The following is a 24,759-nucleotide window of genomic DNA, read 5'->3' on the forward strand; positions in this document are numbered from 1 at the left end:
AATCTTCTTTGGAACTGCCACAATGATTTTTTCATTTGTTGCGCTGTTTTCTAAAAAAGATTGAGAAAAGCATTTTTAAGGCCCGGCCAGGGGTCTTTTTTTTGCTTTGGAATGTGCCAATTACCATGCCATTAGGTATGCCTATTATCATTCCTTGTCTAAGCTGAAAATAGTTATACCATGCGCTTCATTGCATCGTTAAATGACGTCTGCAATGTCGTTTACAATGTCGTTTGATACAGTGTATGACAAGAAGAAAAAAGTAATACAAAATAATTTAATAAAATTTGTTTTAGAAAAAGTTAAAATAATGGTATTAAATTTAATTCCACTGCCTATTTGCTTTAGCCTTATTTTTCTTTGATACTTTTTTAACAATACTATGTAAATCATCTATTGTATCTTTACTTTGTATAATAGCCGTAATATCGTTTGGGATATACTTTTTACCCCCTTCTAATCTATGCCCTTCCTCATTTAGCTTTGTTGCTACTTTAGCGACATTGCCAACCAGCGCATATTCTTTAATAATTAGTTTTTCAATGGTATCAGCTTCATAGTTTTCTACCAGATCAATGAACGACTTTAAGTCTTCAATTTCTTTCTCTTTTTTGGAAATTTCTTGTCTGGCTCTTTCTAAATTCAAAAATGCTTGCATTTGAAGCCCTCCTGAGTTTAAACGATTATCTTAATAATTTTTGTCCCAGATTATTCTTAAGGTAATCGATTAATGTGTCAAAATAGTCATCTTCCTTGAACTTAAAGATGACACTCTCTTCCGGCATCCTTATTTCTATTTTTATAGCATCAGTGTATAAATTACAGATTATTTCTGCTTTCTTCTCAAATTCTTCAGAGAGTGCAGTCAGTTGATCACTGTAGGATTCCATTTTTGCATGATCAATCTCCCCAACTTCTTTTCCTCTGATTAGGTCGTTAACCTTCTCAGCTATAACATCAATTTCTTCTGTGTTATCTTTCAAAACTTTCACAGCATATTTTTTCATCGTTGCAGTTTCAAATTCTTTTTCGGTTAGAAAAAGGCCATAATTGGTCAAAACTAGATCAATAACGTCAAATTTTTCACTTAAACTTTTTCTCATACCTTAATTCCCCCTATCTAAATATTTACATTTCGACAAAGGGAACAATTTTTCCTTTTCATTTTTGAAATGCAAAAAGCACTCCCGAAGGAATGCTTCAGCGACTAACAGTTATTTATAAAGCTCCGTTAAAACCTCTTTCGATGGCAATTGAGCCATAAATTCAGTTAAATCAGCACGATCATTAATATATTTAATGTCCCCATCTGGTCCTTTGATTAAAATATGATAAATACACTTATTTGAGCAGCCTTCTGGTTCAACTCTGCTGATAATCGATTGAACCTTAATTATGTGCCCTAAAAATGTATTTAAAGGAGATCCCATAGGCATAACAGATTCTGGTGAATAAAAACTATCTCTTTTCTCGTATAAATCCTTTGATGGCGGAATCATATCAATATGAATTGGATATTCATCATTTAATTCAGGTGACATAATAAATCCTCTACTTGCATTGAATTGATACATTCCAAGCGATCCATCTTTATTAAAACCCACAATTTGAATAAAGATAGAATTAAGGCTCATTAAGCCTTCAACTAAATTCAAGTCCTGGAGTGTTTTATAACTTACTCTGCAACCTTCCATGAAAAGGTCTTTACAATCGTCTAGATAAAATTGAGGGGCTACTTCTTTCTTCAAATCCATAAAAACTCCGTCGCCAATATCACCCCATCCAAATGCGGAAAAAATAACGTAATCGGTTAATTTTCTCGCCTTGTCTGATGTATAGAATCTTCCAGTTTCCTTTGATTCCAGCATCTTACCAGTTTCTTGATCAATCTCATATTCAATTCGTTTAGTTAAAGTATCCGTGGCCACAATAGCGAATTCATTGTTAAATAAAAAGTTTTGAATTAGAGTCATACCACCACCTCAATCGTTACATTTTTAATGTACTGCAACATTTTAACTGCAACATTGGCATTTTCTTTGGTTTCTTCAGAGCTTTGAATTTCTGGTGTTGCGTACTGTCTAATTCCAAGATCCATCTTATATGGTGAGGCGGTAGGCATATTCCACCCGACTGTAGGTATACTCCACTTTTTCAAGAGCGATAAGCTATCCTCATTTGGAATTACTTTAGATCCTTGTGGAAGGTGAACTAATTCCGGACCTTCTTCCCCTACCCAAGTTAAGCCTCCTCGCCAATTGGTGGTACCTTCTGCATTGTTTCCTATTTTTCCTCCAAAAAATTTAATTGGTAATGAGATAAAAGGAGGAAGAAGGCTTGATAAGGTGTTTAATAAAGTTAATTGTACCCCTTTCTTAGCTTTCTTTTCTGTTTCCTTTTGAAGGTCTTTGGCTCCGCCTTTATCATCAACATTTACATTCTTCTTAGCGTTTTTCTCTACATCTTTTTGAAGCTTTGCAGCTCCACCTTTGTCATCAATTTTTATATCCTTCAAGTGGTCCTTGTCTAAAATTGTATTTAGATTACCTCCCTTTTCAATTTGCTGGAGGATTTCGTTTGTCACCTCTCCTTGTTCTTTCTGGATGTCAACAATTCGCCCTCTGCTGCCTTCTAATTTAGAAATTTGTTCACTTAATTTGCCATTTTGCTGATTATATTCATCAGTTGTAATCTTACCTTTTTGATAATTTTCATTTAGGACCAACTGTTCTTTTTGCAGTTTAGCAATCTTGCTGTCTACCAAACTCACTGCTTCAGTTGCCTTTCCATTAATATTAGACATTTTCAATTCTTGCTCAACCAGCTGATCGTAAACTTTAGCTTCTTCAGATATCCGGCTGTATAAATTGTTCAGGCGATTCTGTTCAATAGAGAACCCTTCATAAAGCCGGGTGAGTTCACTATCCATGCTAGTGGCTTTTTCTGTCCACATGGATTGTTCTCTTTTAAAGTGCTCAGCCCTGGCAGTATCTCCATCCGCTTCAGCCTGGTTAATTTCAGACTGTAAATCCTTAGCCTTTTGGCGATACCCAGCCTGTTCAAGTAATTTATCGTTGTATCTTTGAATTGTTTCGTTTAGAGTATTTTGAGTTTCGATATATTGATTTGCCGACTCTTTTAAATTGTCATATGCCTTATCCTTTTCAATTTGAAGCTGATTGTTAATGAACTCCCTCTGCTTGTCCAGGATAGGCTGTAGATTCTCATTAAGGTCAATAAATGCATTGCCGTACTCTGAAACTTTTTGTGCAGTGGCTGGAGCATTCTCCCTGATGTCTTTGTCCAATCCGACAAACTTCTCAAATTCCTTCACAGTTAATCCGGACTTTTCCTGAAGCTCACCCATCTGGTCTTTGTATTCCTGTATCTTGCTTGGATCTGTCGCAAGTTTAATTTTGTCCTGGAGGTCTAGGTATTGACCAAGTTCATCGTTGCTTAAAGTTAATTTATTTCTTAGTGCTTCATACTGAGTAACGCTATCTTCAAGTGCTAATTGCTCTTTTATTAATGAATCAGTATGTTCAAGGTTGACCTCTTTTGACTTTTTAATTGCGTCACTCAAACCGAAAGTTGCCGCTGCGGCTAATCCAAGTCCAGTTGTTACAAGGCCTACAGGACCCGGGATTTTTGATAAAACTCCTGTTAATCCTCCGCCTAAACCTAAGCTTGCAGAGAGTGGCGAAACCACTTTAGTTAATGCACCAACCCCTGTGGCCAATGTCCCTAATGCAAACATGCTAGGTCCTGCAGCAGCTGCCAGCCCTCCAATGGCTAATATTGATTTCTGTCCTTCTGGTGACATTTCTGCAAAAGCTTCAGTAACGTCCCCTACTGTATCTGCAACTTTCGGAAGTACATCTTCAGCAACATCGAGAAGGATATCTCCTGCGGGTGCCATGTCTGTTGCGAAGTCACGCCAAATCTTTGTAGCCCTTGTGCCGAAGTTATCTCTTAAAGCATCACTAGCCTTTTTTGTGGCCCCTTCTACATTCTCTAACCCTTTGCTGGCATCCAGCATCGCATCAAATGCTTTTTCTCCAAGATCCTCAAATTGAGTGCCAAAAAGTCCAACTGCAGCAGTATTTTTTTCAGTTTCACTATCTGTATCCTTTAAGGCCTTAATTACTGTTTCAAATGCCTTTTTCGCATCTTTTCCACCTTTATTAAAACTCTTAGTCATTTCAGTTGCGTTTAAGCCAAGTGCCTGGAAAGCCTCGGTGCTGGTCTTAGAACCATCTTTCGCACGAAGGGAGAACTCCTTCATGGCGTCTCCAACTTTATCTAATTGAAAGGCTCCTGACTCAGCACCTGCTTTAAACTTTGCAAACATATCATCTGCTGTAAGTCCGAACTCTGAAAAGTACGTGGAGTATTCAGAAATGGAATCAAGAAATTCCCCGCTGAAATTCAGATTTTCTTGGAATCCTTTAGTTAAGTAATCCATTGCATCCGAAGCACTCATCCCAAATTGTTCCATTAATACTTTTACTGCTCTCAGGGCTTCCTGCTGATCCGCCCATCCCCTTTGTTCAAAAAGGTCAAGACCTTTGGTTACATACGAGAGATCCACCTTACTTAAATCTCCAAGGCTCCTGGTTACCCCTGCAACTTTAGAAGCTACACCTTCTATACTGTCGCCAAATCCGTTTTCCCACAATTCTTTTGCAGTTTCATCTAATTCCTTTACTTTATCCTCAGAAAGCCCTAATTCGGCCTGAATTTGTCCGGAGGCTTTGTCAAAATCAAGCGCTGCCTTTCCAGCTGCTACACCGAGACCTGCCAAAGGTGTAGTTACATTCATGGTCATCGACTGACCTATATCTTTTATTTTGTCGCCCACTCCAGTTATGGACTCCCCAAAGTTCGCCCATCTGGAGGAAGCTTGTTCTTGTTCGTTTTGCAAATCACTTAATTCCTGGGCAGTGCGTTGAATTGATCGTTCTAAATTTCTGAGGGCTGCTACTTGATTATTGTAGGACCGTGCAGCTGCTTCAGCTTCTCTGGACCCTTCGCCGTATTCCTGAACCATCCGTTCATATTCTTGTCTAGAAGCCTGGACAATTTGTTCTTGGATTTCCAGTTTTCTATTAAGCCCCTGAAGACGTGTCTCATATTTAGCAACCGATCTATCGGCACGGTCAAATGATGAGAGATTGGCCTTCATTTCGCTATTAACTGTTTTGAGCCGATCTTTAAGACCGGTTAATCCACGATCTAATCTCAAGCTGTCTATATCCAATCCTATGGCTAAACCTTCAATTCGTTCAGTCATTGTTTTTCACTCCTATCTAAATTTGATAAAAGGGATGGATAATACCCACCCCTGAATAATTACAATGCTTTAATATCATCAAAAGTAAGTCTTTTAGGTTGCTCATGAACAATCTTTTTACCCACTTCGATTTTATAATCTTCACCTTCACTCAAAGCTATCTGATAGCTTATATAGTTACTCCCCTTTTTTTCTTTAAAATTGATCCCTGGCACACCGAAACGGGCCATATTCCATTGAACAAAATTTTTAACTTCTGCAATTCGAGTGGTTTCATCTGGGTCATCAAAATAAAAACTCATTTGTCCTTTATAGGGGAAAACTTGCATTTTTTCTTCTGTTACATTTCGTGCTAAAAAATCCTTAAACCTTTCAATGGGACCACGCTTTTTATTAAATAGTCCAAAATTAGCTTTTGCTTGTTCGGATATTGGAATTACTTGATATGGATAACTACAAGCAATCGATAACATTTCTTTTTTAGCAATTTCCTTTTCGAATGCGTGCATTATTTTTCACCTCTATTTGATTCAGTGATTGTAGTAGTGGATTCAAGTTTCTGCATGCCATCAATAGCTTTTCTCAGATTATCAAGCGTCGAGTTAGCAATGTCTCCGAACCTGGAATAATTGAGTTGTTTTAACAAATACTCGATTTTAAAAACTGTATTTTCTCCAATTTCTCCATTTAGAAGAACATCAATTTTAACTGGCATGAGAGATAAACGCTCTAATGTTTCAATGTTTTTGATTAACGGTAATACTTCTTTTTCTAAATGTTTGTAATGGTGATTTAACTGACCTACTAATTCAGCTAACTTTTGATTTACTTCCGATTGTTCAATTGCGACATTCCTACTTACCTTTTCTCGATATTCATTTGGTACTGCTGGTTCGTTAAATTGCCTAAATTGGATCTTCCTCTTCAGTTCCTTTTCGAGCTTTTCCAATGCATCGTACTCATCCGGATTGCTAGCTGTTTTTAAATAGCTGCTAACCAGTTGATGTTTTTCTTCTATTCCCATTTGTTTCGATAAGGTTTGTTCATTTTCCAAAACTATTTGAATAGCTTTTTTTGATTCCACAAAATAATTATTTGGGTCAATAAAACTTGTTTTTTCCAAAGGTTACTACCTCCATTTTAGTATTGTTTATTATTAGGGACCCCCCTCCCCTTACGCGAGGGGAAAAACGAATAAATTTGGAGAGTCGAGCCCCCTCCCCGGTGCCCCAATTTGAAAAAAAGTTGAAAATAAAAAGAGGGGGGGGGACTTTATAAAATTATTTTTTTGTTTCCACCTCCTCCAGGCTTGATTGTTTAGCTGCAACACCACCCCCTTAAAGGCATTAAATAAATTTATGTTATTTCGAAAAATAGATAAGTATTTCTTATAAATCATGGCCATTAAATAATCCCCAGAGCTATAGCCAGCTGCTCTATCGCCTGCTTTTTGATGTCATAGTATTGTCCTTTGCTTAACCCTAAATCTAAATAAATGGATAGATCTGTTTCCTGATGGCGGCCTAAGTATTTCCTTTCTAAGATCATTCGTTCATCATTGGTTAAAGCTTCAGATAGTGCACGGTCAATCTGCTTGCATTTAAGCTCCTTAGCTGCATCGCTATCGACTAAGACTGGAAAGACTTTATTTAGCCCTGCTGCTGTTAATTCACGTTTGTTTTCTATGGCCACCTTGTATGTCTGATATAGCTTTAACTCATGTGATATTATCCTCTGGAGCTCCTTGTCACTTATCATAAGTCACCTAAATACAAGGCTAGTTTTAGAATCGCATTACGCCTGATCTTGTTGTATGTAACGGAACTGATTGGCGGTTTAAACACTTCACTATAGATTTGATAATCCTTCACATATTCATAATCTAGACAATCCAGATATCTTTTTTTAATCAAAAATTGTTCTTTGGTGGTTAATTGGGAAACTGCCTTATCAATCGCATCACAGAATCTTTTCATTTCCTCTGAGGATTCAAAAATGAATTCTCTGGATTCATAGTCAAGGAGTTTATACAGATGATACCTTTCAATTAGATTCTCTATTTGTTTTCTGATCGCTTTGACTTCGGCAGCAGAATATTTATTTAACAGTTCCATACAATCCCACCTTGTGTTATAATCCAGATGGGATTGTATTTAACGAACATATTTAATTGATTTTCTTGCCTTCACTATTCGCAGTAGTGAAGGCTTTTTTCTTTTCCTCTGGTTGTAGAAGATCTGTGATACTTTCCAGGTCCTTGTGAGTGACTCTTCCTGATCCCTTTACCTTACCAAGCACATAGACCATATAAAGTGCCCAGGTTAAATCGTTGTGTCTGCCGGCTTCTTCTCTAAAAACTTTATTGATGAGAATTTTTTCATCTGGCGTAGGTGCCATTTGATTCCCCACGCATTCACGTAGCTGCTTATAATTTTCAATGGATTTTTTTGTTCTTGGCATTTAGCTGACACTCCCCTATATAATTGTTTTCTCTGAAACTAAGAACCTCTTGAAACTGATCAGCGTTAAAGGATCATTAATGTTTGCTCTGCCTTTGGGACCGTTCATATTCAAGTTCAATGAGTGTTATCCCCATCGTTAAAATAAAGCTGTCAAACTCTCTTGAGTTTAACGATTTAACTATTTGATCTTTCGCCTCTTGAATGTAATCCTGCAGTTCCTGATCCGAATGGTCTTTAAAGCGAAATCTTTGAACTGCGCTTTGAGTGTAGTCTTTGATCTCTTCGTCTAAATCTGGATCAAATAATCCGCATTTTTGGGTAGAGTTTTCATTATTAATTTTTCCAGTTAAAATCTTCTGGGTCCTTGCCATCTTGGATCCACCTCTGGAACTCAATTTCTTTATCTCTTATGTCCTTTTTTGGAATAGTTTTATTAAAACCATTAGAGGACTTTCTGTTTAACATATCTTCTGCTTGTCCTGGTGAGGTGTTCCTCATTATTCCTAAGGTGTACTCTTCTTTGTGTTCTCCATCATCATAGGCTTCAATGTGTTTTTTTAATGCATATTGAATCACTACCGGATCAAACTTTGTCCATTTCTTCATAGCTTTCAAAATAACGCTATAGTGGATTTTTCCGGACGTTCTAGTTTTTTTAATAACCATCCAATATTGATCAATTAATGATTGAATTTCTGAAGAGTACTGCCGCCGTAAATCTTTGATTTCGGCAATAAGTATTTCTTCTTTTGCATTCTTTGCATTGTTAGCATTCTTGTTTTTGTTTACCGTTCGTTTACCTTTAGTTTCCGGTTCCTTACCTATAGCGTTTCCTGTTTCTAATATCCCTTCGATTTCATCTTGATATTTCGCATAGTTTACGATAGTGAAGAGTGTTCCCTGTTCAGTTTCCTGTATCGTTACTCTATCGGCCTTAACCAGTTTGTTAACACACTTACTAATGGTCTTAAGTGAGTACTCTTTCAGCCCCCTTCCTTCTTTGTATGCCAGGTCTTGTGCCAGCTTCCTATAGGATCTAATCCATTGACCCCGATTGACTTCCTCACCTTGTATTTTCACCCCATCTTTATGAGATGCTTTTAACAAAAGGTAAGAAAACAACCTAAATGTTGTTACATCATTCCATAAATCCGATTCTAAAATTTCCCGATGTAATTTAATCCAGCCTTGCATATCACCTCTCACCTACTCTTATCCATTCTTCAAGCCTCCTTTTTCCTAACTGTTATAGACCATTGATCAATGTAATTTTGAACTTCATTCCTGTTAAAAAGCCATTTAGTGCCGACACGAATCTTTGGGAAGTTAGGATCCCGGATAAATAATTTTTCAATTGTTGGCCAGGATAACGAGAGCATTTTACACAGCTGCTTGGAATCCATAAGAAGTGAGTCGAATTCGATTTGATCTAATCTTTTTTGGACTTCAGCCAAATACATTGCTTTTAGTTCTTCTTTATCCAGCTTAATTTCTATCACTTATCTCACCCTTTCTGTTAACCATGTAGAACATCGTTGGCAAAAAAAATTTCTTTTGGATTTTTTTTTAGCACATCGCAAATCGCTATCATAAGTAAGCCGTTAGGAACTTGACCATAAAGTTCTATATTAGTGATTGTTTGACGGCTAGTCTTTACTCTTCTAGCAAGCTCCGAGACAGGCATTCCAACTTCTTTTCTAACCTCTCGAAGTTTATTGTTAACCATGCAGAACACCTCCTTGATAAACATAATACATCATGCTATCATTAGTGTCAACCATGTATAACAATATATTTTGAAAGGGAGTAATTTGGTGACTAGAATTGGCGAATTTTTGCGTAAACTACGTGGAAAAAGAAGTCTTAGAGATATACAAAAATTATCTGGAGTAAGCTATACCTATTTAAGAAGTATCGAAAAAGGAGTAGATCCTAGATCCGGAAATGAGATTATCCCAACTCCAGATACGTTAAAAAAATTAAGTAAAGCATACAATCACCCTTATAATGAACTTATGTTACTTGCTGGATATTGGGATGATGATGATTTTTTAGAACCGATCCAGTTAGATGAAGCTATAAATTATTACATATTTAAAATTCTATCTAATGACTCGCAAGAAATAAGAGATGATTTCTTTGAATCGCTTATAAAACTACTAGCAAACTTTGGAGTAGAACCAACTCTGGAGATCAGTAACTCTCAAAGCAAAGAAGATCAAGCTAAAGTTATTTCTCAATTTATTTCCAATGTACCAAATTTAAGGTTCAAATCTATGGTATTAAGCGAATTAAAAAGGGTTGCAACTAAGTTTCAAATATGGTCTCCACTTCCTGAAAAAATAACAAATAATGAGCTTGCAAGTTTTGATTTAGATCAAGTAATAAATGCAGATAATGTCTTTTATAAAGGTCAAATATTATCTTCACAGCAAATTAATCTCCTTAAAGCATATTTAGATGCCTTAATAACTAATTAAAGGAGGACTAACTTCATGGCCAAGTTCAAACAACGCGGTAAAACCTGGAGCTATCATATATATCTGGGCATTGATCCATTGACTAAAAAACGTATGGAAATATCGAAGGGAGGCTTCAAGACAAAAAAAGAAGCCGCTGCTGCAGCCCGAATTGTAGAAATGGAAAAAGCAAACGGCACATTAATAAAAGAATCGAGAATGTCCTTTGAGGAATTTGCTAAGGATTGGCTAAAATCATATGGCCGCAGCGGAGTAAAGATTAGCAGTGTAAGAGCCAGGGAGAAGGAGATGAAACATTTCATCAGCGTTTGGGGTCCCTTTCCGATTAGTAAAATAACAAAAAAGATGTACCAGGATCGGATCCTTGATCTTTCAGAAAAATATAGCCATAACTATATGGATGGAATACATGCAGCCGGCCGGATGATATTCAGACAAGCTGTAGAATTAGGATTAATGAAAGTTAACCCCACTGAAAACTTTAAGCTGCCTAAACGGCAAAGTAGTGTGGAAGATCTCGAGAAAGGTGAAGAGGAATATAAGTTTTTAGAAAAAGAGGAGCTGGCTGACTTCCTGAAGCTCTGCCAATCTGAAGGTCTTTATATGGATACTCTTGTCTTTACAACTCTTTCTTATACAGGTTTGCGTATTGGTGAACTACTTGCTTTGAAGTGGCCGGATATTGATCTAGAGGAGGGCAAATTAAAGGTAACAAAAACCCTATATAATCCCAATAACAATTTTTTAAATTATCAGCTGCTAACCCCTAAGACATCCGGATCTATACGGACAATAAAAATTGATGATATGCTGGTTACCATGTTTAAAAAACATAAGATAAAGCAAAACGAAATTAAGCTAAAGAACAACAAAGTTTATAAGAACGAGGGCTTCATTTTTGCTCGGGATGATGGATACCCACAATTGAGGAAAGTATTTGAAACGAGGCTTAAACGGCTCTTAAAAAAGGCTGGAATCGAAAAGAATATAACTCCTCACTCATTCCGCCACACTCATACCTCTTTACTTATAGAGGCGGGTGTAGGCATAAAGGAGATCCAGCAACGACTAGGTCATAGTGACATTAATACAACCATGAACATATATGCTCATATGACTGCCAATATGGAAGAAAAGGCCTCCCAACAGTTCAGTAAACTGATGAAAGACCTTCTCCTTTAATTACTATATTGTTTGTCGGGCTTTGTCTAGTTTTGAGAGACGAGGACAAACCCGAGGACATTTTTTCTAACAGACAGCTTAAAACCTTGATATATAAGGGTTTATTACCCCCTCCTACATCATGCCGCCCATTCCACCCATGCCGCCCATGTCAGGCATTGCAGGGCCAGCATTTTCTTCCGGCTTGTCAGCAACAACTGCTTCAGTTGTTAAGAACATAGCCGCAACAGATCCAGCGTTTTGAAGAGCTGAACGAGTTACTTTAGTTGGGTCAACGATACCAGCTTCGATCATGTTTACCCACTCGCCAGTAGCAGCGTTGAAGCCTGTTCCAACTTCTTCGCGCTTTAAGCGGTCAACGATTACTGAACCTTCAAGGCCAGCATTGTGAGCAATTGTGCGTACAGGCTCTTCCATCGCACGTAATACGATGTTGATTCCTGTAGCCTCATCGCCTTCAGCCTGGATTGCAGCCACTTTGTTGTATACGTTTAGAAGGGCAACACCACCACCGGAAACAATTCCTTCTTCTACAGCAGCACGTGTAGAGTTAAGGGCGTCTTCGATGCGAAGCTTGCGCTCTTTCAATTCAGTTTCAGTAGCAGCACCAACTTTAACTACTGCCACACCGCCAGCTAGCTTAGCTAAGCGCTCTTGTAATTTCTCGCGGTCAAATTCAGAAGTAGTTTCTTCCATTTGAGTGCGGATCTGGTTCACACGGCCGCCGATTTGCGCGCTGTCTCCAGCACCTTCGACGATTGTAGTGTTTTCTTTTGTAACAACCACTTTAGAAGCGCGTCCTAAGGAATCGATTGTAGCAGATTTAAGGTCACGGCCTAACTCTTCAGTGATTACTTCACCGCCAGTCAGGATCGCGATATCTTCAAGCATTGCTTTGCGGCGGTCACCGAAGCCAGGAGCTTTAACCGCTACTGCATTGAATGTTCCGCGAAGCTTATTCACTACTAGTGTAGCAAGTGCTTCACCTTCAACATCTTCAGCTACAAGCAATAATGGCTTGCCTTGCTGTACAACCTGCTCAAGTACAGGAAGGATTTCCTGGATGCTTGTGATCTTCTTATCAGTGATTAAGATATAAGGGTTTTCAAGAACCGCTTCCATCTTATCAGAATCTGTAACCATGTACGGAGAAGCGTATCCGCGGTCGAATTGCATACCTTCTACCACATCAAGCTCAGTTGTGAATCCTTTAGATTCTTCGATTGTGATAACACCGTCATTTCCAACGCGCTCCATTGCTTCAGCAATCAGCTGGCCAACTTCATTGTCAGCAGCAGAGATTGCAGCAACCTGAGCAATAGATTCCTTATTTTCGATTGGCTTAGAAATAGCTTTTAATTCTTCAACAGCTGTAACAACTGCTTTTTCGATTCCTTTACGGATGCCCATTGGGTTGGCGCCTGCAGTTACGTTCTTAAGGCCTTCACGGATCATTGCCTGTGCAAGAACTGTTGCAGTTGTTGTACCGTCACCGGCAACATCGTTTGTTTTGCTTGCTACTTCAGCAACAAGCTTCGCACCCATGTTTTCGAAAGCATCTTCAAGTTCGATTTCTTTTGCGATTGTCACACCATCATTAGTGATTAATGGAGAACCGAATTTCTTCTCAAGAACCACGTTGCGTCCTTTAGGTCCAAGAGTTACTTTTACCGCATTTGCAAGGGAATCTACACCGCGAAGCATCGCGCGGCGGGCTTCTTCACTAAATTTAATCTCTTTAGCCATTGATAAAAACCTCCTCAAAAATTTTAGCTTTATCTTTTAATAATCTTCGTCTGATCGGCGATTAGCCAATTACAGCAAGAATGTCATTTTCGCGTAAAATTAAATATTCTTTGCCTTCGTACTTCACTTCAGTACCAGCATATTTTGAGAAGATGATACGGTCGCCGTCAGCAACTTCAAGGGCAACACGCTCACCATTTTCAAGAACGCGGCCAGTTCCCACAGCTACAACTTTGCCTTCTTGAGGCTTCTCTTTAGCAGTGTCCGGCAGTACGATGCCGCTTGCAGTTTTTTCTTCAGTTTCAACAAGCTCGATAATGATTCGATCACCTAGTGGCTTTAACAAGTGAAACAACCTCCTCAAATAATATGTAAATATTTTTATTTATTAGCACTCTCTCTGTATGAGTGCTAACACAATTATTATATTAATGAATCTCTTTTCTATTTGCAAGGGTGAAGCTTAAATTTTTTATAAAAAAATTCATTCGCGCTTACCCGCTATTTTTCGACACGGACAACCCCTTAAGTATGCTGCACAAACACTCATTTTTACCATATTAAGCCTCTCCTTGGTGCTGATATTTGAAACCCGCTCCTTATAAAGAGTACAATGGCTGTAGGACTTGTTTCCAACACTCAGATTAAGGGGTAAAACATTTTGAAGAAGGAATACTGGATTATATTAATCGCCTATATTGCCATGCAGCTTTCAAGCTTGTTTGGCGTTCCGCTCGTTTTATTAGCTGCCGATGCCCTGGGACAGAATCCGGAGAATATGCAGATTCTTGCCGTTGCCTACTGGCTCGTGATCAGTTTCACGATTACGTTGATCATTACACTTCTATTACTAAGGAAAGAAATGAAACGGGGACTGGATAGGGATGCCTCTTCTGCTGCAGGCTCAGTGGGCTGGGCGATTGGAGGCATATTTTTGGCCCTGATTGCTCAAGCTACTGCTGCAAGCATTGAAAACCTGATTGGCATTGAAATGGGATCTGAAAATACGCAGCAGATTATCCGGATTATTGAAGCATCGCCAATCGTCATTTTAATCAGTTCGGTTATCGGGCCCATCCTTGAGGAGATCGTCTTTAGAAAAATTATTTTTGGCTCACTTCACAAGCGCTTCAACTTCTTCCTGTCGGCCCTGATCAGCTCGGTCATTTTTGCACTTGCCCATTTTGAGCCTGAACATGTATTGCTATACTCGGCAATGGGATTCACCTTTGCCTTCTTATATGTCAAGACAAAGCGGATTATCGTGCCGATCTTTGCCCATGTGGCGATGAACACCTTTGTTGCGGTTGTCCAGCTGAATCAGGACAATATACAAAAGTGGTTAAAGGAAATGGAAAACATGCAGAGCTTTATCAGCTTTTTTTGTTAGAGAAATGCTGTGGAGATAAAATTTACTGGGGGATTTTCATGAGAAGCACACCTTTGTTTTCAGGCTTTATTTACATCCTTCTCGGATGCCTTTTCACCTTTATAGCCATCCAGAATACCCAGCGGGAAGAAACCTGGGGATTCTTTACTTATTTTCTGGTCCTAATTGCCACCTTTGATTTTGGCACCGGTCTCCGATTGGTTGGCCAGCATTTTAAAATGAAAAAATGAGCCCGCAAAAGGCTCATTTTTTTTTACAATTCTTCAGGATAATTTTTCAGAAAATAAACCAATGACTGCAATTCCACTGCCAGATCGATATGGTGAATCCGAATCGAGGACGGTACAGTGAGCCTCGCAGGTGTAAAATTAAGGATTCCTTTAATTTTCGCATTCACCATCCGATCGGTAATAGCCTGGGCAGGCGGTGCAGGCACCGTTAAAATCGCCACCTGAATATTATTTTTGACAATAACTTCTTCAAGGTCATCCATATGATGGACCGGCACATCACCGATTTTCGTGCCAACCTTGCTCTCATCCACATCAAATGCCACTTCTATTTTCGTATTATTATTTTTAAGAAAATTATAGTTAAGAAAGGCCGTTCCTAAATTTCCTACCCCGACCAAAGCGACTTTGGTAAGCTCGTCCTGGTCAAGAGTCTTCCGAAAGAAGCCCAGCAGGTAATTCACATTATATCCATACCCTTTTTTACCTAACGCACCGAAGTACGAAAAGTCACGGCGAATCGTTGCAGAATCCACTTTTACCGCCTCACTCAATTCTGCTGATGAGACTCTTTGTTTGCCGGAGGAATGAAGGTTTTTTAGGAAGCGGTAATATAAAGGCAGCCGTTTAGCTGTTGCCTGCGGTATCTTAATTGGTTCATTGGCCATTCGTCCATCCCCATTTCTTATGATGAATTAATTTCGTTTAAAATCTCCGTTTTTTCCGCCTGTTTTCTCTATTAAAAAGGTTGGCCCAATTACCATTCCTTTATCTACAGCCTTGCACATATCATAAACGGTCAGCGCACAGACAGAAGCAGCTGTTAACGCTTCCATTTCCACACCCGTGTTTCCTTTTGTTTTAACAGAAGCTGTAATGATAAGGGCGTACTCTTCCTCTTCTGCTTTCCATGAAAATGAAATGTCGACACCCTTTAGCGGCAGCGGATGGCACATCGGAATAATGTCCCATGTTTTCTTGCTCGCCATAATGCCTGCCGTTTGTGCAACAGCGAGTACATCCCCTTTTTTCATGGAATTTGATGTGATCTTCTCGTATATCTCCTGATTCACCGTAATACTTGACTGAGCGATGGCCGTTCTTGCCGTCTCAGGCTTATCGCTGACATCCACCATTTTCGCCCTGCCCTCTTGATTAAAATGAGTAAAATCCGCCATTTAAAAACACCTCTCTTCAAAATCATACACTATTTTTCCGTTACTTTGTATGTGCTTTGTAAGGTTCTTCACATATTTATTTACCTTTTGTTATGATTTAATGCCCTTCAGCCGTGCTTATAGTCCTGTCTCCTTTATTGCCGAACATATATGAATGAGTTACACTTACTCTATACCCGAGGTGAAAGAACATGATACTATTACAAGTCAATCAGCTTGCAAAAAGTTTTGGCGCTGATCCCATTTTAACGAATATAAAGCTAGAAGTACAAACCAGGGACCGGATTGCCCTTGTAGGGCGCAATGGTGCAGGAAAATCCACCCTATTAAAAATAATTGCCGGACACATGACCTATGATTCCGGTGAGATTATAAAGCCAAAGGAAGTAACAATCGGCTATCTCGCACAAAATACCGGACTGGAATCTGAGTTATCCATTTGGGAGGAAATGCTGACTGTTTTCAGTCATCTGCAGAAGCAGGAAAAACAGCTCCGCAGCCTTGAAGAACAAATGGCAGATCCTGATGTCCTTAATAATTCAGATGCCTATGAACGCATTTTAAAGGATTACGACAAACTTCAGGTTGATTTCAAAGAAAATGGCGGCTATCAATATGAAGCAGATATCCGTTCCATTCTCCACGGACTCAACTTCAGCTCATTGGGCTATAATACTAAAATTTCATCATTGAGCGGCGGACAGCGAACAAGGTTGGCCCTTGGTAAACTTCTGCTGACAAAGCCTGACATTTTAATCCTGGATGAGCCTACCAACCACCTTGATATTGAAACATTATCGTGGCTCGAACAATACCTGCAGGGTTACAGCGGTGCCATTCTAATCGTATCACATGACCGGTACTTTCTTGATAAGGTCGTTTCCCAGGTTTACGAGATTTCCCGCCACCAAATAAGAAAGTACCCAGGAAACTACAGTTCCTATTTGGATCAAAAAGCGGCTAATTATGAAAAAGAAATGAAGCAATTCGAGAAACAGCAGGAAGAAATCGCTAAGCTGCAGGACTTTATCCAGCGAAACCTCGCCCGGGCCTCCACAACCAAAAGGGCACAAAGCCGCAGAAAGCAGCTTGCCAGAATGGACGTGATGGACAGGCCTCTTGGAGACGAGAAATCAGCTTCCTTTGGGTTTGGCATCGAACGGCAGTCGGGCAATGAGGTTTTAAATATACATTCTTTAGCTATAGGCTACGAAGAGAAAGTCAGCGAGAATATTTCAATGCGGCTGGCAAGAGGCGACAGCATTGCACTTGTAGGACCAAATGGAATCGGCAAGTCCACATTGCTTAAAACCATCATCAAAAAAATCCCTTCTTTTTCAGGGGAGATTCAGTATGGTTCCAATGTGACAATTGGCTACTATGACCAGGAACAGGCAGAGCTCACAAGCAACAAAAGAGTCCTGAACGAATTATGGGATGAATACCCGCTGAAACCGGAAAAAGAAATCAGGACCATACTTGGGAACTTTCTCTTCTCCGGTGATGATGTTCTTAAAACCGTTTCAACACTGAGCGGCGGTGAAAAGGCCCGGCTTGCGCTTGCAAAGCTTATGATGCAGAAATCCAATTTCTTAATCCTGGACGAGCCTACAAACCACTTGGACCTGGACAGCAAGGAAATTCTTGAAAATGCATTGATCGATTATCCCGGGACCATTCTTTTCGTCTCTCATGACCGCTATTTTATCAATAGAATTACAACAAAAGTAGTTGAACTTTCTGGAAGCGGGGCAACTGAATATCTTGGCGATTATGATTATTATGTAGAAAAAAAGCAGGAGCAGGAGGAATTGCTTGCATTTAATGAGCAAGTTGACCCCACCGCATCGCAGTCTATTAAGCAGGACAAAAATAATTATCAGCTGGATAAAGAAGCTAAAAAGCTCGAACGCCAGCGAAAAAGAAGAATGGAAGAAATTGAAGAACAAATAGAAGCATTAGAAACAGTCATAGATGCTAATGATCAGCTTCTCTGTGATCCGAATGTTTATCAGGACCATGAAAAAGTGATGGAAATTACGAATGAAACGGATGAAGCAAAAGCAAAGCTGGAAGAATTGATGGAAGAATGGACGCTTTTAGCTGAAGAAGATTAAAGGAATATTCATAACTTTTAGACTGGTAGAATAGTCACTGCCAGTCTTTTTTATTATCCACAGAGATAATCACAAGAAAAACGCAGTAATATGTACTCTCCACAGACTTTTCCACATTATCCACAATTAAAGCTGGTTTTATCCACATTATCAACATAAAATTCTGAAATAAATAATTTTATCCACAGAAAAAGTCCCCTAAGCTGTCGGGGACTTTTTCCTAATTATTTATCATTGTGGATAGTAATGTCCAAACCGGGATTTGCATTTAAATCAAGACCGGCGAATTGTCCTTTTTCAAACAGAACACTTCCTGCAGCTCCTATCATCGCTGCATTATCTGTACATAAAGATAATGGCGGAACAATAAGCTTTAGGTCGGCTCTATTTCCAAACTTCTTTTCTAAAGAAGCCCGAAGACCTTTATTCGCCGCAACTCCGCCTGCGAGCAGAAGCTGCTTCACCCGATACTCTTCAACTGCTCTTTCTGTTTTCGTTACCAGGACATCAATGACACTATCCTGGAAGCTTGCGGCCAGATCTTCCGGCACTATCGTCTCGCCACGCTGTTCAGCATTGTGAACAGTGTTGATAACGGCAGATTTTAAGCCGCTGAAGCTAAAATCGTATGAACCTTCTTCCAGCCAGGCTCTCGGCAGCTGAATAGCTGGATTCCCTTCATGAGCGAGTCTGTCAATGTGAGGACCGCCCGGATATGGCAGATTTAAGGTCCGAGCAACTTTATCATATGCCTCTCCTGCAGCATCATCCCTTGTCTCGCCAATTACTTCGAAATGGCCATGATCCTTCATATAGACCAGTTCTGTATGTCCGCCGGAGACTACCAGGGAAAGTAACGGGAATTCCATTTCTTCCACCAATCTGTTTGCATATATATGGCCAGCAATATGATGCACGCCTACCAGCGGGATGCCATGAGCAAATGCAACGGCTTTTGCGGCATTAACCCCGATCAGAAGTGCACCTACAAGGCCAGGTCCTTCCGTCACAGCAATGGCTGAAAGATCGGAATATGTGATGCCTGCCTTATATAATGCTTCTTCCAGTACGATTGTTATCTGTTCAACATGATGACGGGAAGCTATTTCCGGAACTACTCCGCCAAAACGTTTATGGCTTTCAATTTGGGATGCAACGATATTGGCTGCAATTTCACGTCCATTCTTAATAATGGCTACAGCCGTTTCGTCACAGCTGGTTTCAATCCCCAAAATCCATTGATCTTTTTTCATTATAAATTCACCCACATTACTAAAGCATCTTCTTGATTATCAGTGTAGTAGTTCTTCCTGATGGCTCCGTTTTGAAAACCAAGCTTTCGGTATAAGGACTGAGCTGTGAAGTTGGATACTCTTACTTCCAGAGTCATTGTGATGGCACCCATTTCAGACGCAATCTCCATTAGCTGCCGCATTAAAGCTTCTCCAAGTTTTCTCCCGCGGTATTCAGGGAGCAGCGCAACATTTGTGATATGCGCCTCATCCACGACTATCCATGCTCCACAGTATCCTATTACTTTATTTTCTTCTTCTAAAACAACATACAAAGCAAACTGGTTATGTGTTAATTCGTTAAAAAAGGCCTCCCTGCTCCAGGGTGTTGTAAAGGATTTGTGTTCGATTTCCAAAACATCATCAATATCCTCTTTACTCATCAAGCGGAAAGTTAAGGATTTATTCATACGTTCGCTTCCTCATCTATAACTTTTTTTCCTGGTTTGCTTTTATCCAATTAGCTTCAGCTTCCGCAATCCTAATGTAATTAGGTACAAAGGAATGGACATCCTCAGCCTCTCGGTCCCTACCTAATAAAGCAAGTTCAGCCGGCCTTGGATTATGCTCTGCAGGTGAAGCGAACACTGCCCGCTCTTTAAGGAATTCTGCAAATACATCTTTATGTAAGGGCAAATCATTCCCAATGAAAAGAACGTTTTCCTGCTGTTCTGAAAGCATGGCTGCCCAATCTTTTGAAAGCAGGAGCTGGTCTTTTATCAGCGAAACTAACTGTCCTTCCCTATACTGATACAGGCCGGTATATATTTGTCCTCTCCTGGCATCAAACAAAGGCGATATGACGCCATTAAAGTATCTGCCAGCCGAGGCTGCATATACTTCAAGGCTTGATACCCCAACCAGCGGTTTATTTAAGGTCCATGCCAGTGTTTTTGCAATCGTTACCCCGATACGCACTCCAGTATACGAACCAGGTCCTTTCGCAACAACAATTTTATCTAATTCTACCGGCATAACACCGCAATCTTTCATTAAAATATCAATAGCCGGCATAACACGCACGGAATGATTCTTTTTTACATTTGTAATATACTCGCCTATAACTTGATCACCATCCAGAAGCGCTACTCCCAGAGGGTAATTGGATGTATCTATGGCTAAAACCTTCATGATATAATCTCCTTACACAATTCCTCATATCTTCTGCCCTGAGGTTTCAGGACAAGCCTTCTTGAGTCATGATCATCAAGATATAAATAAATCGTCAATAACTCTTCGGGCAGCTGTTCTTTAACAAGATGAGCCCACTCTACAACTGTGACCCCATTGCCATCAAAGTATTCATCAAACCCCAAATCCTCAAAGGAATCTTCAACTCTATATACATCCATATGATAAAGGGGCAATCTTCCGTGGTATTCTTTAATAATCGTAAAAGTAGGGCTATTTACATTCCGTGTTATATTAAGCCCTTTGGCCAGCCCCTTGGTGAATGTCGTTTTCCCTGCACCCAAATCTCCTTCCAGAGCAAGGACATCCCCCGGCTGAAGCAGGCTGCCAAGCTTTTCCGAAAACCCCATCGTATCCTCTGGCTTCTTTGAGATAAACTCAAACTGACTCATAAGTCTCAACACCTTTTATGTCTAATCTAAAAACGAAAAGAAAAAGCACAAATGCCTTACCACCCACGCCGCCTCGAGGCAGTGTTGGCGATAGGGCTGGACAGTTCTCGAAATTCAAAGATCTGAATTCTGAGATTACAAAAAAACCTTAGGATAAATCCTAAGGAGAATAGTCTATATGTAGTTTACCTTATTTTGCATCAATGGGCAAAGTAAGCTATTTTTAATATTAACATCATATACACTTATGTTAATAAGGCATAAAAAAAGACGAAACCAAGTTTCGTTTTACTTTTTAGAACTATAAAATGGCGGTCCGGACGGGACTCGAACCCGCGACCTCCTGCGTGACAGGCAGGCATTCTAACCAACTGAACTACCGGACCAGATTGCGGGGGCAGGATTTGAACCTGCGACCTTCGGGTTATGAGCCCGACGAGCTACCGAACTGCTCCACCCCGCGATAATATTATTCTTGTGATTTTCCATCACAAATTTGTTTCGCCCGGCAGCGTCCTACTCTCACAGGGGGACAGCCCCCAACTACCATCGGCGCAGAGAAGCTTAACTTCCGTGTTCGGTATGGGAACGGGTGTGACCTTCTCGCTATCGCCACCGGACTATTTGGTTGAAGAAACTTCGTTCCCTCAAAACTAGATAATGTATGAAGAAGCATTTGCCGAGTAATTACCAATATGACTTGGTTAAGTCCTCGATCGATTAGTATCAGTCAGCTCCACATGTCGCCACGCTTCCACCTCTGACCTATCAACCTGATCATCTTTCAGGGATCTTACTAGCTTGACGCTATGGGAAATCTCATCTCGAGGGGGGCTTCATGCTTAGATGCTTTCAGCACTTATCCCTTCCGCACATAGCTACCCAGCGATGCCTTTGGCAAGACAACTGGTACACCAGCGGTGCGTCCATCCCGGTCCTCTCGTACTAAGGACAGCTCCTCTCAAATTTCCTGCGCCCACGACGGATAGGGACCGAACTGTCTCACGACGTTCTGAACCCAGCTCGCGTACCGCTTTAATGGGCGAACAGCCCAACCCTTGGGACCGACTACAGCCCCAGGATGCGATGAGCCGACATCGAGGTGCCAAACCTCCCCGTCGATGTGGACTCTTGGGGGAGATAAGCCTGTTATCCCCGGGGTAGCTTTTATCCGTTGAGCGATGGCCCTTCCATGCGGAACCACCGGATCACTAAGCCCGACTTTCGTCCCTGCTCGACTTGTAGGTCTCGCAGTCAAGCTCCCTTGTGCCTTTACACTCTGCGAATGATTTCCAACCATTCTGAGGGAACCTTTGGGCGCCTCCGTTACTTTTTAGGAGGCGACCGCCCCAGTCAAACTGCCCACCTGACACTGTCTCCCGCCCCGATCAGGGGCGCGGGTTAGAATTTCAATACAGCCAGGGTAGTATCCCACCGACGCCTCCACCGAAGCTGGCGCTCCGGTTTCTCAGGCTCCTACCTATCCTGTACAAGCTGTACCAAAATTCAATATCAGGCTACAGTAAAGCTCCACGGGGTCTTTCCGTCCTGTCGCGGGTAACCTGCATCTTCACAGGTACTATAATTTCACCGAGTCTCTCGTTGAGACAGTGCCCAGATCGTTACGCCTTTCGTGCGGGTCGGAACTTACCCGACAAGGAATTTCGCTACCTTAGGACCGTTATAGTTACGGCCGCCGTTTACTGGGGCTTCGATTCAAAGCTTCGCTTGCGCTAACCTCTCCTCTTAACCTTCCAGCACCGGGCAGGCGTCAGCCCCTATACTTCGCCTTGCGGCTTCGCAGAGACCTGTGTTTTTGCTAAACAGTCGCCTGGGCCTATTCACTGCGGCTCATCAGGGCTATTCACCCTAATGAGCACCCCTTCTCCCGAAGTTACGGGGTCATTTTGCCGAGTTCCTTAACGAGAGTTCTCTCGCTCACCTTAGGATTCTCTCCTCGCCTACCTGTGTCGGTTTGCGGTACGGGCACCTTTTCCCTCGCTAGAGGCTTTTCTTGGCAGTGTGGAATCAGGAACTTCGGTACTAAATTTCCCTCGCCGTCACAGCTCAGCCTGTGTGGTAACGGGATTTGCCTCGTTACCGGCCTAACTGCTTGGACGCGCTAATCCAGCAGCGCGCTTACCCTATCCTCCTGCGTCCCCCCATTGCTCAAACGGTAAAGAGGTGGTACAGGAATATCAACCTGTTGTCCATCGCCTACGCTTTTCAGCCTCGGCTTAGGTCCCGACTAACCCTGAGCGGACGAGCCTTCCTCAGGAAACCTTAGGCATTCGGTGGATGGGATTCTCACCCATCTTTCGCTACTCATACCGGCATTCTCACTTCTAAGCGCTCCACCAGTCCTTGCGGTCTGGCTTCAACGCCCTTAGAACGCTCTCCTACCACTGACATCGGAAGATGTCAATCCACAGCTTCGGTGATACGTTTAGCCCCGGTACATTTTCGGCGCGGAGTCACTCGACCAGTGAGCTATTACGCACTCTTTAAATGGTGGCTGCTTCTAAGCCAACATCCTGGTTGTCTAAGCAACTCCACATCCTTTTCCACTTAACGTATACTTTGGGACCTTAGCTGGTGGTCTGGGCTGTTTCCCTCTTGACTACGGATCTTATCACTCGCAGTCTGACTCCCATGGATAAGTCTTTGGCATTCGGAGTTTGTCTGAATTCGGTAACCCGATGGGGGCCCCTAGTCCAAACAGTGCTCTACCTCCAAGACTCTTACTACATGAGGCTAGCCCTAAAGCTATTTCGGAGAGAACCAGCTATCTCCAGGTTCGATTGGAATTTCTCCGCTACCCACACCTCATCCCCGCACTTTTCAACGTGCGTGGGTTCGGGCCTCCATCCAGTGTTACCTGGACTTCACCCTGGACATGGGTAGATCACCTGGTTTCGGGTCTACGACCACATACTCATTCGCCCTATTCAGACTCGCTTTCGCTGCGGCTCCGTCTTATCAACTTAACCTCGCATGTAATCGTAACTCGCCGGTTCATTCTACAAAAGGCACGCTATCACCCATTAACGGGCTCTAACTACTTGTAGGCACACGGTTTCAGGATCTCTTTCACTCCCCTTCCGGGGTGCTTTTCACCTTTCCCTCACGGTACTGGTTCACTATCGGTCACTAGGGAGTATTTAGCCTTGGGAGATGGTCCTCCCTGCTTCCGACGGGATTTCTCGTGTCCCGCCGTACTCAGGATCCACTCTGGAGGGAACGAAGTTTCAACTACAGGGCTTTTACCTTCTCTGGCCGGCCTTTCCAGACCTGTTCATTTACCTCGTTCCTTTGTAACTCCGTGTAGAGTGTCCTACAACCCCAGGAGGCAAGCCTCCTGGTTTGGGCTAATCCCGTTTCGCTCGCCGCTACTCAGGGAATCGCGTTTGCTTTCTCTTCCTCCGGGTACTTAGATGTTTCAGTTCCCCGGGTCTGCCTTCCATATCCTATGTATTCAGATAAGGATCCCATCCCATTACGGATAGGGGGTTTCCCCATTCGGAAATCTCCGGATCAAAGCTTACTTACAGCTCCCCGAAGCATATCGGTGTTAGTACCGTCCTTCATCGGCTCCTAGTGCCAAGGCATTCACCGTGCGCCCTTTCTAACTTAACCGTATTTGACAGGTTCATCGAAGATGAACAGATCAAAGGTTTTTAACTCTATTTAACATAGAGAATTTACTAAGATGGCGATTACTCGGTTATTGCTTCTTCATAATCATTATCTAGTTTTCAAAGAACGAATCTTTCACTGAGAGATTGAACTCTCAAAACTGAACGAAC

Annotated in this window: 26 protein-coding genes, 2 tRNA genes and 2 rRNA genes; 5 read left to right on the top strand and 25 right to left on the bottom strand. The window is 41.3% G+C overall.

Annotated elements, in window-relative coordinates:
• Positions 1-322: 322 nt before the first annotated feature.
• From NYE23_RS19570 to NYE23_RS19630, 13 genes are all read right to left on the bottom strand, one after another.
• On the bottom strand, positions 323-658 hold the full coding sequence (locus NYE23_RS19570; RefSeq protein ID WP_341080156.1) for a hypothetical protein: 336 nt from the start codon (positions 656-658) through the stop codon (positions 323-325).
• A gap of 25 nt (positions 659-683) precedes the next feature.
• Positions 684-1,103, bottom strand: coding sequence for a hypothetical protein (locus NYE23_RS19575; RefSeq protein ID WP_341080158.1), 420 nt, complete (start codon positions 1,101-1,103; stop codon positions 684-686).
• A 111-nt stretch (positions 1,104-1,214) separates the two neighbouring features.
• The gene (locus tag NYE23_RS19580; protein ID WP_341080159.1) at positions 1,215-1,973 is read right to left on the bottom strand and encodes a hypothetical protein; all 759 of its coding nucleotides are present in this window, start codon (positions 1,971-1,973) and stop codon (positions 1,215-1,217) included.
• On the bottom strand, positions 1,970-5,293 hold the full coding sequence (locus NYE23_RS19585; RefSeq protein ID WP_341080160.1) for a phage tail tape measure protein: 3,324 nt from the start codon (positions 5,291-5,293) through the stop codon (positions 1,970-1,972). Before NYE23_RS19585 ends, NYE23_RS19580 begins: the two co-directional genes overlap by 4 nt.
• Before the next feature lie 59 nt (positions 5,294-5,352).
• On the bottom strand, positions 5,353-5,802 hold the full coding sequence (locus tag NYE23_RS19590; RefSeq protein WP_341080161.1) for a hypothetical protein: 450 nt from the start codon (positions 5,800-5,802) through the stop codon (positions 5,353-5,355).
• Positions 5,802-6,416, bottom strand: a complete 615-nt coding sequence (locus NYE23_RS19595; protein ID WP_341080162.1) for a hypothetical protein — start codon at positions 6,414-6,416, stop codon at positions 5,802-5,804. Before NYE23_RS19595 ends, NYE23_RS19590 begins: the two co-directional genes overlap by 1 nt.
• Positions 6,417-6,697: 281 nt before the next feature.
• On the bottom strand, positions 6,698-6,985 hold the full coding sequence (locus tag NYE23_RS19600) for an ArpU family phage packaging/lysis transcriptional regulator (RefSeq protein WP_341080164.1): 288 nt from the start codon (positions 6,983-6,985) through the stop codon (positions 6,698-6,700).
• Between the two features lie 62 nt (positions 6,986-7,047).
• A complete protein-coding gene (locus NYE23_RS19605) occupies positions 7,048-7,407 on the bottom strand; it encodes a hypothetical protein (RefSeq protein ID WP_341080165.1) in 360 nt (119 codons plus the stop codon).
• A 52-nt stretch (positions 7,408-7,459) separates the two neighbouring features.
• On the bottom strand, positions 7,460-7,753 hold the full coding sequence (locus tag NYE23_RS19610) for a hypothetical protein (RefSeq protein WP_341080166.1): 294 nt from the start codon (positions 7,751-7,753) through the stop codon (positions 7,460-7,462).
• 76 nt (positions 7,754-7,829) lie between these two features.
• Positions 7,830-8,126 (bottom strand): hypothetical protein, encoded by a 297-nt coding sequence (locus tag NYE23_RS19615; protein ID WP_341080167.1) that lies wholly within the window; start codon positions 8,124-8,126, stop codon positions 7,830-7,832.
• Positions 8,089-8,949 (bottom strand): hypothetical protein, encoded by an 861-nt coding sequence (locus NYE23_RS19620; RefSeq protein WP_341080168.1) that lies wholly within the window; start codon positions 8,947-8,949, stop codon positions 8,089-8,091. Before NYE23_RS19620 ends, NYE23_RS19615 begins: the two co-directional genes overlap by 38 nt.
• Before the next feature lie 29 nt (positions 8,950-8,978).
• Positions 8,979-9,254, bottom strand: a complete 276-nt coding sequence (locus NYE23_RS19625; RefSeq protein WP_341080170.1) for a helix-turn-helix domain-containing protein — start codon at positions 9,252-9,254, stop codon at positions 8,979-8,981.
• A gap of 17 nt (positions 9,255-9,271) precedes the next feature.
• Positions 9,272-9,481 (bottom strand): helix-turn-helix transcriptional regulator, encoded by a 210-nt coding sequence (locus tag NYE23_RS19630; RefSeq protein ID WP_341080171.1) that lies wholly within the window; start codon positions 9,479-9,481, stop codon positions 9,272-9,274.
• 88 nt (positions 9,482-9,569) lie between these two features.
• Between NYE23_RS19630 and NYE23_RS19635 the strand changes: the two genes are divergently transcribed.
• Together NYE23_RS19635 and NYE23_RS19640 are read left to right on the top strand one after the other, a co-directional pair.
• Positions 9,570-10,235, top strand: a complete 666-nt coding sequence (locus NYE23_RS19635; protein ID WP_341080173.1) for a helix-turn-helix domain-containing protein — start codon at positions 9,570-9,572, stop codon at positions 10,233-10,235.
• A 15-nt stretch (positions 10,236-10,250) separates the two neighbouring features.
• Complete coding sequence (locus NYE23_RS19640; protein ID WP_341080174.1) at positions 10,251-11,417, top strand: site-specific integrase; 1,167 nt, start codon at positions 10,251-10,253, stop codon at positions 11,415-11,417.
• Positions 11,418-11,531: 114 nt separating this feature from the next.
• On the opposite strand, the gene groL is transcribed toward NYE23_RS19640, so the two are convergent.
• Positions 11,532-13,163 carry a chaperonin GroEL gene (groL, locus tag NYE23_RS19645; RefSeq protein WP_341080176.1) on the bottom strand — a complete coding sequence of 544 codons (1,632 nt, stop codon included), beginning with the start codon at positions 13,161-13,163 and terminating at the stop codon, positions 11,532-11,534.
• A gap of 61 nt (positions 13,164-13,224) precedes the next feature.
• A complete protein-coding gene (gene groES, locus NYE23_RS19650) occupies positions 13,225-13,509 on the bottom strand; it encodes a co-chaperone GroES (protein WP_009336289.1) in 285 nt (94 codons plus the stop codon).
• A 315-nt stretch (positions 13,510-13,824) separates the two neighbouring features.
• On the opposite strand from groES, the gene NYE23_RS19655 reads away from it, so the two are divergent.
• Both NYE23_RS19655 and NYE23_RS19660 read left to right on the top strand, forming a co-directional pair.
• Positions 13,825-14,553: a CPBP family intramembrane glutamic endopeptidase gene (locus NYE23_RS19655; RefSeq protein ID WP_341080178.1), complete on the top strand. Its 729-nt coding sequence runs from the start codon at positions 13,825-13,827 to the stop codon at positions 14,551-14,553.
• A 38-nt stretch (positions 14,554-14,591) separates the two neighbouring features.
• Positions 14,592-14,783: a YdiK family protein gene (locus tag NYE23_RS19660; RefSeq protein ID WP_341080179.1), complete on the top strand. Its 192-nt coding sequence runs from the start codon at positions 14,592-14,594 to the stop codon at positions 14,781-14,783.
• A gap of 23 nt (positions 14,784-14,806) precedes the next feature.
• Here NYE23_RS19660 and NYE23_RS19665 read toward each other — a convergent pair whose 3' ends face one another.
• On the bottom strand, positions 14,807-15,451 hold the full coding sequence (locus NYE23_RS19665) for a redox-sensing transcriptional repressor Rex (protein WP_341080181.1): 645 nt from the start codon (positions 15,449-15,451) through the stop codon (positions 14,807-14,809).
• Between the two features lie 27 nt (positions 15,452-15,478).
• The gene (gene moaC, locus NYE23_RS19670) at positions 15,479-15,961 is read right to left on the bottom strand and encodes a cyclic pyranopterin monophosphate synthase MoaC (RefSeq protein ID WP_341080183.1); all 483 of its coding nucleotides are present in this window, start codon (positions 15,959-15,961) and stop codon (positions 15,479-15,481) included.
• Between the two features lie 191 nt (positions 15,962-16,152).
• Here moaC and NYE23_RS19675 point away from each other — a divergent pair, with 191 nt between their 5' ends.
• Positions 16,153-18,078: an ABC transporter ATP-binding protein gene (locus tag NYE23_RS19675; protein WP_341080185.1), complete on the top strand. Its 1,926-nt coding sequence runs from the start codon at positions 16,153-16,155 to the stop codon at positions 18,076-18,078.
• 224 nt (positions 18,079-18,302) lie between these two features.
• Here NYE23_RS19675 and tsaD read toward each other — a convergent pair whose 3' ends face one another.
• The 8 genes from tsaD to NYE23_RS19715 all read right to left on the bottom strand — a co-directional run bounded on the left by tsaD (position 18,303) and on the right by NYE23_RS19715 (position 24,589).
• Positions 18,303-19,331, bottom strand: coding sequence for a tRNA (adenosine(37)-N6)-threonylcarbamoyltransferase complex transferase subunit TsaD (gene tsaD / locus NYE23_RS19680; RefSeq protein ID WP_341080189.1), 1,029 nt, complete (start codon positions 19,329-19,331; stop codon positions 18,303-18,305).
• Positions 19,331-19,780: a ribosomal protein S18-alanine N-acetyltransferase gene (gene rimI / locus NYE23_RS19685; RefSeq protein ID WP_341080191.1), complete on the bottom strand. Its 450-nt coding sequence runs from the start codon at positions 19,778-19,780 to the stop codon at positions 19,331-19,333. The genes tsaD and rimI overlap by 1 nt, the downstream gene beginning before the upstream one ends.
• A gap of 16 nt (positions 19,781-19,796) precedes the next feature.
• The gene (gene tsaB, locus NYE23_RS19690; RefSeq protein ID WP_341080193.1) at positions 19,797-20,501 is read right to left on the bottom strand and encodes a tRNA (adenosine(37)-N6)-threonylcarbamoyltransferase complex dimerization subunit type 1 TsaB; all 705 of its coding nucleotides are present in this window, start codon (positions 20,499-20,501) and stop codon (positions 19,797-19,799) included.
• Positions 20,498-20,953, bottom strand: a complete 456-nt coding sequence (tsaE, locus tag NYE23_RS19695) for a tRNA (adenosine(37)-N6)-threonylcarbamoyltransferase complex ATPase subunit type 1 TsaE (RefSeq protein WP_341080194.1) — start codon at positions 20,951-20,953, stop codon at positions 20,498-20,500. The genes tsaB and tsaE overlap by 4 nt, the downstream gene beginning before the upstream one ends.
• 309 nt (positions 20,954-21,262) lie before the next feature.
• Positions 21,263-21,339, bottom strand: a tRNA-Asp gene (locus tag NYE23_RS19700).
• 3 nt (positions 21,340-21,342) lie between these two features.
• A tRNA-Met gene (locus NYE23_RS19705) sits at positions 21,343-21,416 on the bottom strand.
• Positions 21,417-21,456: 40 nt separating this feature from the next.
• A 5S ribosomal RNA gene (rrf, locus tag NYE23_RS19710) occupies positions 21,457-21,573 on the bottom strand.
• 80 nt (positions 21,574-21,653) lie between these two features.
• Positions 21,654-24,589 (bottom strand): 23S ribosomal RNA (locus NYE23_RS19715).
• Between the last annotated feature and the right edge of the window lie 170 nt (positions 24,590-24,759).

Origin of the sequence: Cytobacillus sp. FSL H8-0458 (assembly GCF_038002165.1) — a bacterium.
Taxonomy (GTDB): Bacteria; Bacillota; Bacilli; order Bacillales; family Cytobacillaceae; genus Cytobacillus.